Annotated in this window: 14 protein-coding genes; 3 read left to right on the top strand and 11 right to left on the bottom strand. The window is 56.0% G+C overall.

The window, feature by feature from the left end:
* Nucleotides 1-141 precede the first annotated feature (141 nt).
* The 3 genes from serC to PZA18_RS20965 all read left to right on the top strand — a co-directional run bounded on the left by serC (nt 142) and on the right by PZA18_RS20965 (nt 2,750).
* Entirely contained in the window at nt 142-1,227 is a 1,086-nt protein-coding gene (gene serC, locus PZA18_RS20975; RefSeq protein WP_284102840.1) for a 3-phosphoserine/phosphohydroxythreonine transaminase, read from the top strand.
* 186 nt (nt 1,228-1,413) lie between these two features.
* The gene (locus tag PZA18_RS20970) at nt 1,414-2,625 is read left to right on the top strand and encodes an MFS transporter (RefSeq protein ID WP_284102839.1); all 1,212 of its coding nucleotides are present in this window, start codon (nt 1,414-1,416) and stop codon (nt 2,623-2,625) included.
* On the top strand, nt 2,622-2,750 hold the full coding sequence (locus PZA18_RS20965; RefSeq protein ID WP_284102838.1) for a hypothetical protein: 129 nt from the start codon (nt 2,622-2,624) through the stop codon (nt 2,748-2,750). Before PZA18_RS20970 ends, PZA18_RS20965 begins: the two co-directional genes overlap by 4 nt.
* Nucleotides 2,751-2,825: 75 nt before the next feature.
* Here the strand turns inward: PZA18_RS20965 and PZA18_RS20960 are convergent, their stop codons facing one another.
* The 11 genes from PZA18_RS20960 to PZA18_RS20910 form a co-directional block, all read right to left on the bottom strand.
* The gene (locus PZA18_RS20960; RefSeq protein ID WP_284102837.1) at nt 2,826-3,317 is read right to left on the bottom strand and encodes a GNAT family N-acetyltransferase; all 492 of its coding nucleotides are present in this window, start codon (nt 3,315-3,317) and stop codon (nt 2,826-2,828) included.
* Between the two features lie 32 nt (nt 3,318-3,349).
* On the bottom strand, nt 3,350-3,649 hold the full coding sequence (locus PZA18_RS20955; RefSeq protein ID WP_284102836.1) for a hypothetical protein: 300 nt from the start codon (nt 3,647-3,649) through the stop codon (nt 3,350-3,352).
* Nucleotides 3,650-3,700: 51 nt separating this feature from the next.
* The gene (locus PZA18_RS20950) at nt 3,701-4,114 is read right to left on the bottom strand and encodes a thioredoxin family protein (RefSeq protein ID WP_284102835.1); all 414 of its coding nucleotides are present in this window, start codon (nt 4,112-4,114) and stop codon (nt 3,701-3,703) included.
* Between the two features lie 13 nt (nt 4,115-4,127).
* On the bottom strand, nt 4,128-5,468 hold the full coding sequence (locus tag PZA18_RS20945; RefSeq protein ID WP_284102834.1) for a hypothetical protein: 1,341 nt from the start codon (nt 5,466-5,468) through the stop codon (nt 4,128-4,130).
* A 29-nt stretch (nt 5,469-5,497) separates the two neighbouring features.
* Nucleotides 5,498-6,496 carry a Kelch repeat-containing protein gene (locus PZA18_RS20940; RefSeq protein WP_284102833.1) on the bottom strand — a complete coding sequence of 333 codons (999 nt, stop codon included), beginning with the start codon at nt 6,494-6,496 and terminating at the stop codon, nt 5,498-5,500.
* A gap of 55 nt (nt 6,497-6,551) precedes the next feature.
* Nucleotides 6,552-7,760, bottom strand: coding sequence for an HNH/endonuclease VII fold toxin-2 domain-containing protein (locus PZA18_RS20935; protein ID WP_284102832.1), 1,209 nt, complete (start codon nt 7,758-7,760; stop codon nt 6,552-6,554).
* Between the two features lie 38 nt (nt 7,761-7,798).
* Nucleotides 7,799-8,188 (bottom strand): PAAR-like domain-containing protein, encoded by a 390-nt coding sequence (locus tag PZA18_RS20930; protein WP_284102831.1) that lies wholly within the window; start codon nt 8,186-8,188, stop codon nt 7,799-7,801.
* A gap of 26 nt (nt 8,189-8,214) precedes the next feature.
* Nucleotides 8,215-9,252, bottom strand: a complete 1,038-nt coding sequence (locus PZA18_RS20925) for a hypothetical protein (protein ID WP_284102830.1) — start codon at nt 9,250-9,252, stop codon at nt 8,215-8,217.
* Complete coding sequence (locus PZA18_RS20920) at nt 9,249-10,367, bottom strand: DUF2169 family type VI secretion system accessory protein (protein WP_284102829.1); 1,119 nt, start codon at nt 10,365-10,367, stop codon at nt 9,249-9,251. The genes PZA18_RS20925 and PZA18_RS20920 overlap by 4 nt, the downstream gene beginning before the upstream one ends.
* Before the next feature lie 9 nt (nt 10,368-10,376).
* The gene (locus tag PZA18_RS20915; protein ID WP_284102828.1) at nt 10,377-10,931 is read right to left on the bottom strand and encodes a DUF6484 domain-containing protein; all 555 of its coding nucleotides are present in this window, start codon (nt 10,929-10,931) and stop codon (nt 10,377-10,379) included.
* An 88-nt stretch (nt 10,932-11,019) separates the two neighbouring features.
* On the bottom strand, nt 11,020-12,506 hold a 1,487-nt coding region (locus PZA18_RS20910), incomplete at its 5' end, for a type VI secretion system Vgr family protein (RefSeq protein ID WP_284102827.1).

Here is a 12,506-nt window from a genome sequence, read left to right as displayed (position 1 = left end):
CCATCAGCATTAGCTGGAGGACTTTCTTGATGGTCTTGGCATCCCCGGTGGATGCATTCCTGCGACCGAAACCGTCGCAATGTTGTCTAAGCTTTAACAGTGGGAAAACCTGCTGTCTATCGTCAATACAAGGAGCGTTCGATGTCCCCCGTCTTCAATTTCAGCGCCGGCCCGGCAGTGTTGCCACGCGAAGTCCTGATCGAAGTGCAGAAAGAATTGATGGACTGGCATGGTACCGGTATGTCGGTGATGGAAATGAGCCATCGCGGCAAAGAGTTCATGCAGATCGCTGCCGAGGCCGAAGAAGATCTGCGCAGCCTGATGGGCATTGGCAAGAACTATAAGGTGCTGTTTTTGCAGGGGGGAGCCTCCACCCAGTTTGCAATGGTTCCGATGAACCTCGTGCGTGGCAAGAAAGTGATCGACTTCGTTGATACCGGCCATTGGTCCAAACTGGCCATCAAGGAAGCCCGGAAGTTTGCAGACGTGAACATCGTGGCGTCGTCGGAAGACCGCGCTTACGCCTATGTTCCGGCGCAGGAGGCCTGGAAGCGCTCGGCAGATGCCGCGTACCTGCACTACACCTCGAATGAAACCATCGGCGGTGTCGAATATCCGTTCACACCGGATGCCGGGGATACCCCGCTAGTATGTGATGTGTCGTCCAACTTCCTGTCGCGGCCGGTAGAGGTCAATAAATTCGGTCTGATCTACGGTGGTGCGCAGAAGAATATCGGCCCTGCGGGCCTGACCGTGGTGATCGTGCGGGAAGATCTGCTCGGTCAGGTTGTGCCTGGCACGCCAACCATGTTCGACTACAAAATCCACGCCGATGGTGACTCGATGTACAACACGCCACCGACCTTTGCCATTTATGTGGCGGGGCTGGTCTTCAAATGGATCTTGAAGCAGGGTGGGCTCAAGGCAATCGAGCAACGCAATATCGAAAAGGCCGCTTTGTTGTATGAAGTCATCGACAATTCAGGCGATTTTTATGCCTGTCCGGTCGATAAACCATTCCGCTCACGCATGAATGTGCCATTCCGCCTGACCGATGAGCGGCTGGATGACGAATTCATCAAGGAAGCAAAAGTACGCAACCTGCTGCAACTCAAAGGCCATCGCTCGGTGGGGGGGATGCGCGCATCCATTTATAACGCCATGCCGTTTGAGGGCGTCAAGGCCTTGGCCAATTTCATGCAGGATTTTGCCAAGAACCACGGCTGACAGGCTTGCCGTAGCGGCGCTACGGGCAACAGGAAGGCGTGACAGCAGTTAAACAACGGCCACATCTGTGGCCGTTTGCCCATCTGGCCGGGTCTGTGTTGGTTGAAATTGTACGGACTGTCTCTTTTGGCTGTGCCGGACAAAAGCGCACAATCGTTCGGACACACTACTGCACCGGAGCCTGCTATGCCCCGTTCCCAACCTTCGCTGACTACCATCCTCATCTGCTCGGGCCTGATTGTTTCACTGTCCATGGGCATCCGGCATGGGTTTGGTTTCTTTCTCCCACCGATGACCGAGGCATTTCATTGGAATCGTGAAGTCTTTGCCTTCGCGCTTGGCCTGCAGAATCTGGTGTGGGGCGCCGCCCAGGCTTTCACCGGCATGCTGGCAGATCGTTACGGTGCGCGGCGAGTGCTGATCATTGGGGCCTTGCTCTACGCGGCCGGACTGGCGCTGATGACGATGTCCGCATCTGGCTTGGCATTTGCTGGCTCGGCTGGCGTGTTGCTGGGTGTGGCCTTGTCTGGTACGACCTATAGCGTGGTTTACGGCGTCATCGGACGTAGTTTCCCTGAAAGCAAGCGCTCCCAGGCCATGGGGCTGGCCGCAGCCGCTGGCTCATTCGGGCAGTTTCTGATGGTACCGACCGAGCAATTCATGATTTCCCATTTGGGGTGGGTCAATGCCTTGTTGATCCTGGCCATGATGGCCTTGTTGATTGCCCCCCTGTCTGCCGGACTCTACGAGCCGGAGAGGGCTGGTGGCACCGAGGAAAACCAGCAATCGGTGGGGCAGGCGCTCAAGCAGGCAATCAGTTACCCAAGCTTTTTATTGCTGACGGCTGGTTACTTTGTCTGCGGCTTCCAAGTGGTGTTTATTGGCGTACATCTGCCGGCCTTCCTCAAGGACAAGGGCTTGCCGGCCGAGACCGCCAGTTATGCCCTGGCGCTGATCGGCCTTTGCAACGTCCTCGGAACCTTCGTGGCCGGGCAGCTCGGCGCGCGCGTACCCAAGCGGCTGCTGCTATCGGGTATTTACCTTGCACGTGCCGTGGTCATTGCCATTTTCATTTCGATGCCACTAAGCCAGCTGTCAGTCTGCCTGTTTGCGGCAACCATGGGCCTGCTCTGGCTTTCGACCGTACCGCTGACCAATGGGGTGGTTGCCCAGATTTTCGGTGTTCGTTACCTGAGCATGTTGTCCGGTCTCGTCTTTTTCTCGCATCAGATTGGTAGCTTCCTGGGGGTGTGGCTTGGCGGTGTTCTCTACGACAGGACCGGTAGTTACGATGTTGTCTGGCAAATCTCCATTGCGCTGGGGGTCTTTGCTGCGATCATTAATTGGCCGGTAAAAGAGCATGCCATCGGTCAACAAGCCGCAGTGGCGACGCCATGAAACAACGGCTCGCCTGGATTTTGGGCTCGCTTTTGTTGCTGGTGCTGACGATGCTGGCAACAATTGGCTATCTGGACCCCCTCAATACGGTGGTACTGGCCAATCTCTGGGCGCTTTGTCGTTGATGGAGTGTCATCGTGACGCGTTGTAGCAATAAAAAACCGGCTAAGCCGGTTTTTTATTTCACTGGTAATGGCAATTCAAAGCAGGCACACCATTTTTCGATCATTATCGTCAAAAGAGGGTGCGGCTCCCGCAGAATTGTCACAAAGCTGAAAACCCTGTCGTAGATAGCATTGAATGGCCGCATTATTTGCTGCTGCTACCTGCAATATCAGCTGGATATATCCCTGATTTCTTGCAAAGGTTTTCAAGCCTGTTATCAGTTTGCTCGCAATGCCTATTTGGCGAAATTCCGGTGATACCCACATCGACGCCATATTGAATTCGCCTTCGTACCTGATACCGCCAATCATTCCAACGGCTTTGCCGTCGATAAACGCCATAATAATGCGCGGCTCAGATAGGCCCGCTGCGCGATCTTGCCATTCCTGGTCGCTGATTGCACTGGCTTGGGCATGAGTCTGCACAAAGGCGGATGGGGCATCGCGTAACGATGCGAGCCTGATTTGCTTGAGAATCTGCCAATCTTCAAGGGCCGTCAGACGAATCGATAATGCACCTTCGGGCATGAAAAACCTCTCTTCAGCTATCTATTTATTTTTCAGCTGGGGACATTTCCACCCAGGGCATTCATCGTCTGGCCGACAATCAAAAATTGAATAACAATAACGACCAAACTGGCAATGATGAGTAGCAAGAATAAATAGCCAATTACCAAACTTGCCAGCGCCATTTTGGCGGACTTTCCGGTTTTTTCATATGCACGGACTAAGTGGCCGAGGATGATTCCCGGAATGCAGCCAAATGGCCCAATCAGTAAGGAGCTAAGTGATAAAACCAAGGCCGCAATCGCGAATTTACGCGTATTGAAAGGTGCCACTGGCGGTGGAGAAGCATTCATGGCGAATTTAAAATAGCGGTGCAGATTTATACTGGTGCTGAATAGGGGCGCTTAAGGGAAGGCCAGTGTTGGTGCTTCGTGGTGTTCTGAAGCCCAGTTATTGACCGCCAGTTGCAGCCAGATATGCGGATCGGCCGGATGCGCCTGCAAAGTGCCATGTGCGGCGAGCGATGCGGTATCCAGACGTAACACCTGATGGGTGATCAGCTCGGCGTCTTGATACACCAGCAGCATTGGCAGATCGTCTGGCAGGTAATCACCGACAAACTCGGCGTGGTCTTCAAGGTCCAGCCAGAGAAAGGTTTCATCCGACCGCGCATTGCGGGCGGTGGCATCGAATAAAGGGCGTTGCTGACGACACTTTGCACACCAGCTTTCCGCTGCGATGGCCACCACCAGACGACTACCCGGCTGCTGGAGTCGCCCGGCAATCTGCGCCGCGTCAGTCCAAGGGTCTAAAATCATTGACTGCCTCACATTACAAACGGGAGAGCACCCATTCATCGCAATGAGAATGGGGTAGCTTGGTCAGCCATACCGCTTGGCGTGCGGCTGGGCTGCGAGTACTCAGGGCGCGATAGGGCGCAGCCTCCCGGGCGAGCCACTGGCTGGCAATGGTGCGCAATGCCTGGGGGGCCAAAGCCAGCGTGCTAATCGCCAGATCGGTGTTCAAGGCCTGGCCGAGCAAGACCGGGCTGCCTGCGGGGAGGGCACTACCATGCATGGATTGCCAGGCTCGTATCGATGGCAGGTGCGGCAAGGGCAGGCCTGCATCAAGGTCCGAGTCAGCCAGGGTGATGCGCTCGTCGTCCGCATCGGGAGGAACCGCCAAGCCATAACGTTCGAGATGAACGCCGGTGAGGGCATACCAGACCCATCCGGCGTAGCGCGCAGTATCCGGCGACTCCATCTGATCGATGATCCAGGGCAACAAGGCTGGATCTGCGTGGTAGAGCGCAAGCTGCAGGCCCTGTCGTACCGGCAGGCGTGACACCAGCTGCGGGATCGCTGGGTGGCTATAGGGTAGGTAAGGTCCGAGAAGCCGTACCCAACGTGCCAGCCTTCGCTCGGCTTGTTGTTTGTCCCACCCTTCCGCCTCTGCGGCAAGACCGGCTTGCTCGCCGACAGCCTTCCAAAGACTGTTGACGGCTGCCTCAGGCTTGTGTGGCAGCAGCGCAATGGCCGCTTCAGCACGGGTGCAAAGATCGGCGTGATTCAGCCAATCTTCCAGGGCGGCAGGAGGTGGGCTGAAACGGCCAGTTCCGATCAGACGACAGGCAGCCGCCCGAACAGAACTGTCTTCCTGGCGGAGAGCGGGTTCGACAGCGGTGGAGATAGCGGCATCGGCTGCTGCACCCATCAAGGCGGCCGCGCGCAGGGCGGTGACTTGCAGTGCCGGCTGGTTGCCTCGCGCCCAGTGTTCGATCCAGGGCAGGCTATGCTTGGCGGGCACCCAGGCCAGCGCTGAAATCAGCCCACGCAGACCTCGCTCGGGCGAGAGCTTGATGACGTCCCACACTGCCCGTAGCCGGTCGCCATTGTCGCTACGCAACGCGAGATAGGCCGCCACAAATACCTCACGACTACTGCGCCAGCGCTCAAGTTCTTCGATGGCAATTTGCCAACCCTCATCCCCTGCCACCAGCAGACCATCCAGATGCGCATCCAGCACCCGACCAAAGTGCAGCAAGCGCTCCAGCCCCACCTTGGGCGAGTGTACGGACTGGTCATGCTGCGCCCAGTAAAAACCCGCGTCGCTGGCATGACGCATGACCAGCGGCCGGATGGCGGAAGGAAGAGGGGGGCAGATGTAGGGCATTCGGTGTTATCAGAGGCAGAGTAAGCAGATCAAGCAAATTCCAGGGTGTTAAACAGAATTTCCCATTTTTCGCCATCGTAGAGAGCGGCACCAATCGGGCTGGCACTAAGCAGCTGTTTACCATCTGAGCTCAGATCAATGCGGCCGCAGCAAGCAGCGACTTCTCCCGAGAGTAGATCGGTTGAGTGATGCAGGGTTTTGTCTTTTAGATACCAAAGCCCATATTCATTTCCCAGCCACAGTTTTCCATCAAACCATTCCATATCTTTTATTGGAACGGTAGACCACTCTTCCTTAACGATATTTTCCCATTTATTTTCCTTCCCTGCCCACAATGTACCGCCATGCCCGCTGATGTACACATTACCGTCACCGGCGCAACAAACGGAATCTAATTTCTCATTGGATGGGAAGGGAAGTTGCCGCCAGTCCCCGTCGCGATAGTGCCAAACATCGCCTCTTCCACCTACCGCATACATTTCACCATTTGGGAATGCTGCAGCATCATTAAAACCAAAGTCCAGTACTGATCCATTGCCACTAATTCGCTCAGTTGGCCTGGGGAGATCATTGTCTAGTTGCCACTGCTCAATATCTGCTCGCTTAAATAACATTCGATCTCCGGCAATCGCATAAACTACACCATTTATCTGCTTTGCCCTGCTAACGGCAGGCGCACGCTTATTGTCAAGCCAACGGGTGTTTACTGGATTCTCTTCGCCATTGAATTTTTCGTTAAAGGAGTAGACATTGCACCTTAGGTCAATACCAATAACATCACGAAATGGTGTAGATTGGAATGCTAAACTGATTTTGTCAAAATGAGCATATTCGGAAACGATAAAGCGATTTTCTATTGGCCGCTCAGTATTTATAGAGACAATTCTCGTTCTGGGTAACAGGTCAGGATCGTGAGTGCCATAGTTCTCAATCAGTGCAAACCAAAATCGTGTAGGTTTACTTGATGTAACGTCAAGAATGGAGAAGCCTTTGAAGTATCGCTCCCAGCTGTTTTTATCAACAAGCATAATTTGATTCCTGTGCGTAATTTAGAATAATTGCATTAAGCAGATTTAGTCGTCATTATGGAGCATCGCCCGAGGAAGTAGTCTGTTTGGGGACGCGAACTCTGGAAGTGTCTGCACTAGCGCCAGAATGAGGTACGACTTTGACATCTTTAAGTTCTTTTCCAGAACACTCCCCTTCGGATTTAATTGCTTTCTTATAGTAATTATCCAGCTGGGCTTTGGTGCACTCCTTTGAGCAATTAGGGAATGCATCATATAGTGCATCCGACATCAGATCTCTTGCTTTGCGATAATCCATCTCTGGCTGAGACAGAACATCTCCCAAGACCTTGGTTGAATTATCGTGCATAAGACCGTGTGAACCCCCATGGTTACTTGTTCCTTCTACGCAGATTGTTGGGGCATCTCCCTCGTCATAATTACCCCAGCACCCAAAGGTTTCTTTGTCATTTCTTTTTCTTTTTTTTGTGCCGCTACTTGGGGCAGGCTGATCAAGCGAACGAAACATGGCATCCGGCATGACATGATGACCTGTCTGGCCGGGGCAACAGCCCTTTCCATCTTTAGCCTGCTTTTCTTTGTCGGTGTTCTTGAATGGAATAAATTTGCACTTCTTTGCCTGTAAGCATTTATTTTGCTTGGCCCAGTTTTCACTCATTTTGGCATAAGCATCTTCCAGGCTCATGTTGCTCATGCTGTTATCCGTTGCCTGATAACTAGAGATGACGTCACCTCTATTGTTTTTTATGAATGTACGGTTGGGATCTTTTCGCTTGCCTGAATATTGCCCTAAATTGTTTTGGCTTGGTTTTTGCCATAGACCTTCACAGTGGTCAAATAACCACTTCGTTGCGCTGTTTGTTTTTGCCTCACTTAGACCTCGCCCCGCACCATATATGGACTCTTGGAGTTGTTTGTCTAAATCCACGATACTGTCAAATGCGGTTTTATCGTCGCCGGAGCGATTTACCGAGGTTTTACTCTTGCAGTTGTTGTCGATAGCCTCATCGACACTTTTACATGCTGCTGCGATATCCGCATCACTTGTATAGAAAATAGGTGGGGTATTCGGTGGGCTGGATGCTGCAGTCCTAGGCACAGAAAGGGCAGCAACGATGGGGTCACCACTTGGAACGGCGGCGCGTGCAAGCTGTAAGCCTTGCAGATCAGGCGCATCAAGATCCCCATCGCTATTTGCCAAATCCTGGGCTAGGCGGAGCCTTTTGGTGTCGCTGGAGATGTTTTGTGAGGGGGTGCTTCTCATTTGTGTTTTCCTGATGCTGAAGTCAGCCCAATTCCTGGCTACCTATGGTTATGCGTCATGATATCCAGGTGGCGGCAGACGCTCAGACCCTCGACCTTGACGTTGGGTGACCAGTTGGTGAAAAACGCCTTGCCCTTCAGCACATGGGTGACGATACCTTTGGGCAGGGGCATGGTGGCGGGCTCGTTGCCGGTACTGGTTGAGAAGCAGGAGACATTCTTGAGGGCAATCTCGGTACGGCGGATGAAAACCGTGGACGAGCCATTGTCCAGATCCTTGGCCCGGGTAATATTCGGATACGGGATCGGAATCGGGCCGGCGCCTGGAGGGGGTGGGCTCAAGCAGACATCCATGGGCGGAAGGGTACTCATGCCGCTCGAAGCTTTGCAGCAGATCTCGTTGTTATTGGCGTAGACCTTGGTTCTCATCGGTTTCCTCAATCGTTCTGCCGGACTTACGGCCGTTCTGCAATCAGCGCCGAGCGGGCGCCATCGTCGTTGCCCAGATGGATGAGCCCGACCGGGCCGGGACCATCCGGCCGCTGACATACGATACTCAGGTAAGCCAGCGCCAATGGGCCGATGGCAGCACCTACTTCTCCCACATACTCACCCAGGGTCAGCATGGCCAGATCTCCGCAGCCATCGGCACCCAGTCTGGCATGGGCGATGGCTGCCTCGTGGGCGTAAAACGGGTCTCCGTTGTGTTCGCACAGCCGGAAGTCAAGCTCGGCGGCAGTCAGCTCGGCCTGCTGCATGGCGGTGCGGATGGCACTGCTCAGTGCCTGGGCGCGTGTCGGCACTTCGCCGTCAGGCTTGCCTTCCTCCCGTGTGACACCCAGTCCGGACAAGCGCAGCAGGGCTGGGCGGCTATCGGCCGGGTCATGCCGTCTCAGCAGCAGGGCGGCGGCTGCCTCACCAGGGATAAAGCCCCGCGCATTGTCGGATTCGAGCACTCGCTGTGTGGCGAGCAGGTAGTTGATGGTTGCGGCGTTGAGATAGCTATCTGCCCCCACCAGCAGGACTTGCTTGACGGCCCGGTCAGTGCGCAGGCTTTCGCTGGCCGCCATCAAGGCCGGTGCTAGCGCAGCGCGACCATAGGGGATAATGCGACTGTGGGCGTGAAATTTAACGCCCAGCGTGGCTTCGATGGCGTCAAAGCAAGCTTGATAGCGTTCAACCTCGGTGTGTGGCCGGTCCCGCTCGGCGGCGGCGAGTAGCAGCACCGTTTCATTGGCATGCAAAGTGATGCCTGAGCGGGTGATGCAATCTTTGACTGCAGCGACTGCCAGTTGGGCCAGCCGCTCTTCTCCCCAGACGTTACCCATGGGCAGGCGGGCTACTTTGAGGGGTTTGCCGCTGTTGTCGCGGAATTCGCTGTTCTCGAAATGGTCCATGCCCGCGCGGATGGCGCATTCGGCTGCGGCCAATTGGTAGCCGAGCGAGCAGCAAGCGCCGGCTGCGTAAAGAATCAGTGGCTGAGCGTTATTCATGCTTCGGTCTCCAGGCCACTTTCTGTCTTGCCACAATTCTTGCAGCCACCGCCGGCAATTTCTGCATCGAGCTGCTGTCTGGCCAGTGCGCCGATGGATACGGTCTTGATCTCATGAATGCCGCGTTTCAGTGGAATGCTGGCACGCCAGACTGCGCTGAAACGATGTTCGTCCGGCTCAAAATAAAGCGTATCCACCACGACAGTCGGGGTATGGGTCTTGTAGCGAACATCAAGAATGGCAATCGGTACCGTCTGCAGGTTGGGTAGCACAAACCGCACCTGTGGCTGATCTTTCATCATATTGAGCAGCACGACTTCTTCACCGCCTACGGGGTAGTCGATTTGTTGATCGACCGGTGCGCACTGATTGAAACGATCGTCAAAATCGGCGGGTAGAAACGGAAAGACATCGCGCAACCAGGCATCGTCATAGGTTCCGGCAAAACCGGCTCTGGGTTGCCAATGCCGGCCAATGGCACTGAAGGCGGCCGGGGCGTGGTCACCACCGGGTGATCGCACCGGGTCGTTCATGGCTTCGAGGCTGGGGGCCGGCGCGCCGTCAAGATCGCCCTCGGTCTGCTTGCCTCCCCAGCCAATACCGGCCGGGTTGGTGAGCAGACTTTCAAATAACGTTGGCTTGCCTTCCTTTTCACTGCCGCGAATCGGCCGCATGCCACCAAACGCTAGTCCAAAGTGCAAGGGCATGCTCAAGAACGGCTCGGCGGCGGACAGCGCATACACGCCTAGCCGCTTATGCCACTGGCGCTTGCCGTGGACCTTGATCAGCTTCTGCAGATTACCGATGCGAAAGCCTGCCAGGAGTTCGGCAACGGGCTTGCCCTCCGGGGCGTGGCCGTTGGCGTTGAGGAGCACATCGCATTTGGGTTTGCGGTGCAGAATATCCGAGCCGTAGAGCAGGGCACTCATGCCGGGCTCGCCGGCATAGAGATCCGCTTCAACGATGGGTTGCGGCTCGATGGGGCGGGCACGCTGCCCCTGGTCCGGAATACGCCAGCTGGACTTGGCGACAATCACCAGATGTTCTCTGCCCGCTTTGTCGTGGGCACCAAATGCCGATACGGCCAGAAACTTCGACCCGTTGATCAGTTGCATGGCGGGGCTCTAGTTGATCTGTACCGAGCCGCCCAGAATGCGCTGGGTGGCCGTTGCGTAGCTGGTGAGGTGTGTGCCACGCAGCAAGATGGTGCCGTCGGCCTGCAAAATCAGCGCCGATTCGCCACAACGCAGTTCGATGGTTTGCTGCGCTTCGATCACCACATGGCTGTTATCCACCAGAACCAGCGGTTCTGGCGCAGTGGCTGCAGGGGAGGTGGCGGTGCGGTTTGGAATCTGAGGATCAAGCATAAAGCCGAGCAGCATGGGCTTGTTCGGGTCGGCACCTTCAAAGCCGACAGCCAATGTCGCGCCGATGCGACTGGGGTCAACCGGCACCAGGCTTCGGGCAATGACGTCCTCTATCCCCAGTTCGGCAATGGCGACGTGGGCATGGCCCTGGTCATCAATCGAAACCAGACGTGCCAGGGCAATGCCGTCAGCACGCTGGGGTGTGGCTGGGCTGGCCATGCTGGCCAGCGTTGCCGGACGTTCCATCAGACTGTCGAGCATTGGTGTCTCGCTGGCAGCCGCGCCGGCAAGTGGGCCCGTTTGGTGATTCATGACTGCTTCCCTCAATGGGCAATGGATTGCCCATATTATTTATTTGGTAACGGCCACCCCGATTGGTCAGGAATGGCCGGTATTGCGATCAATTCTCGTGGATCTTGCTGGCCTTCAGCGTAATGTCACCGCTGGCCTTCAGGCGCTGGTCACCGGACATGCCGATGTTCAGATCGTGCCCATTGAGCGTGATGTTGCCGTTTTTCTTCATCACCAGTGTGGCCTTGCCCACATTGAGGGTGATCGAATCCTTGTCCATGACGATGTGACTGCCTTCGCCTACGGTCAAGCTGTAGGTATCGCCGACGTTCACGGTCTTGTTGTCACCGATCTTCTGCGTGTGGTTGTTGGCAATTCGGTCTGAACGAGAGGCGCCAACAGTCGTGAGCATCATCGCTCCGACATTACGGTTGTAGACGGTGCCAATATTCACCATCTTGGCCAGCCCGACATTTTGCAGGAAGGCCAAGTTGATGGTTTCCGTCTTGAAGCGGCCGACATTGATCGACCAGTTGCGGCCAATCTTGTCCTTTTCATGCTTGCCAACCGTCTTGGTACGACTCTGGCCAACATCGAAGGTCTGATTCTTGCCGATGGTGACGGTTTCGTTCTTGCCGACATCTTCATCGCGATTGTCGCCAATGCTGATCGTCTCGTTGTGGTCCACCCGCTCGCTGCGGTTGTTGTGAACGGTAATGGTTTCATCGTGATCAACCGTCTCGGTGCGATCGTGCTTGATATGCACGGTCTCGTCGTGGTCTACCGTCTTGCTGCGGTCATTGCCGACCCAATGGCTCTCATCATGCTCGACCTCGATCCGCTGATCCTTCTCGGCGTGCAGCCAGACTTCTTCCGCACCCTTCTTGTCTTCGAAGCGCAAAGCGTTGGCGTGGTCGTAGTGGCCGCCCTGGCTGGAGCGGCTGAGGATGCCGGACTGGGTCTTGTTGCCGGGCAAGTCCCACGGCGGCATCTGGTCGGCGTTGTAGACACGGCCGGTGATCAGGGGTTGATCCGGGTCACCTTCGAGGAAGCTGACCACCACTTCCTGACCGATGCGCGGAATCGCCACCATGCCGAAGTTCTGGCCGGCCCAAGGTTGCGACACCCGTACCCAGCAGCTGGACTGATCGTTCTTCTTGCCGCGCCGGTCCCAGTGGAACTGCACCTTGACCCGCGCATGTTCGTCGGTCCAGATCTCTTCGCCAGCTGGGCCGACGATGACGGCCGTCTGCGGGCCTTGCACGATGGGTTTCGGCGTGCTGCGCTCGGGCCGGAACGGCAGGTTGGAGGGCAGGGCCTGGATATCGACCTGGGCTTCCCACTCGCCGCCACCCGAGCGGTAGTCGGATTCGGACAGGTGCAGGGTGGCTTGCGCCACCAGATATTGCCGGTTCTGGTCGCCACGCGGGTGCTCGGTCAGGCTGAACAGATAGCCGACCGGCAAGCCACGTACCGGGCCTTGGCCGACCACGCGTTCATGCCGCGCCTGCAGTTCGTCGATGCGGACGCGGGCGTAGTGCTCGCCGACGCCGGGGTCCACGTATTGGCCGGGGTAGTCGTAGATTTCGTGCTTGG

Source organism: Parachitinimonas caeni (assembly GCF_030129945.1).
GTDB lineage: Bacteria > Pseudomonadota > Gammaproteobacteria > Burkholderiales > Chitinimonadaceae > Parachitinimonas > Parachitinimonas caeni.
The sequence above is the reverse complement of the archived record's forward strand: the minus strand, read 5'-3'. Positions and strand labels throughout refer to the sequence as shown.

What these genes read in the sequence shown, in the direction of transcription:
- PZA18_RS20960 (WP_284102837.1), bottom strand. Translation starts at nt 3,317, where the DNA reads ATGCCCGAAGGTGCATTATCGATTCGTCTGACGGCCCTTGAAGATTGG.
- PZA18_RS20965 (WP_284102838.1), top strand. Translation starts at nt 2,622, where the DNA reads ATGAAACAACGGCTCGCCTGGATTTTGGGCTCGCTTTTGTTGCTGGTG.
- PZA18_RS20955 (WP_284102836.1), bottom strand. Translation starts at nt 3,649, where the DNA reads ATGAATGCTTCTCCACCGCCAGTGGCACCTTTCAATACGCGTAAATTC.
- PZA18_RS20920 (WP_284102829.1), bottom strand. Translation starts at nt 10,367, where the DNA reads ATGCAACTGATCAACGGGTCGAAGTTTCTGGCCGTATCGGCATTTGGT.
- PZA18_RS20970 (WP_284102839.1), top strand. Translation starts at nt 1,414, where the DNA reads ATGCCCCGTTCCCAACCTTCGCTGACTACCATCCTCATCTGCTCGGGC.
- PZA18_RS20935 (WP_284102832.1), bottom strand. Translation starts at nt 7,760, where the DNA reads ATGAGAAGCACCCCCTCACAAAACATCTCCAGCGACACCAAAAGGCTC.
- PZA18_RS20950 (WP_284102835.1), bottom strand. Translation starts at nt 4,114, where the DNA reads ATGATTTTAGACCCTTGGACTGACGCGGCGCAGATTGCCGGGCGACTC.
- PZA18_RS20925 (WP_284102830.1), bottom strand. Translation starts at nt 9,252, where the DNA reads ATGAATAACGCTCAGCCACTGATTCTTTACGCAGCCGGCGCTTGCTGC.
- PZA18_RS20915 (WP_284102828.1), bottom strand. Translation starts at nt 10,931, where the DNA reads ATGAATCACCAAACGGGCCCACTTGCCGGCGCGGCTGCCAGCGAGACA.
- PZA18_RS20930 (WP_284102831.1), bottom strand. Translation starts at nt 8,188, where the DNA reads ATGAGAACCAAGGTCTACGCCAATAACAACGAGATCTGCTGCAAAGCT.
- PZA18_RS20940 (WP_284102833.1), bottom strand. Translation starts at nt 6,496, where the DNA reads ATGCTTGTTGATAAAAACAGCTGGGAGCGATACTTCAAAGGCTTCTCC.
- PZA18_RS20945 (WP_284102834.1), bottom strand. Translation starts at nt 5,468, where the DNA reads ATGCCCTACATCTGCCCCCCTCTTCCTTCCGCCATCCGGCCGCTGGTC.
- serC (WP_284102840.1), top strand. Translation starts at nt 142, where the DNA reads ATGTCCCCCGTCTTCAATTTCAGCGCCGGCCCGGCAGTGTTGCCACGC.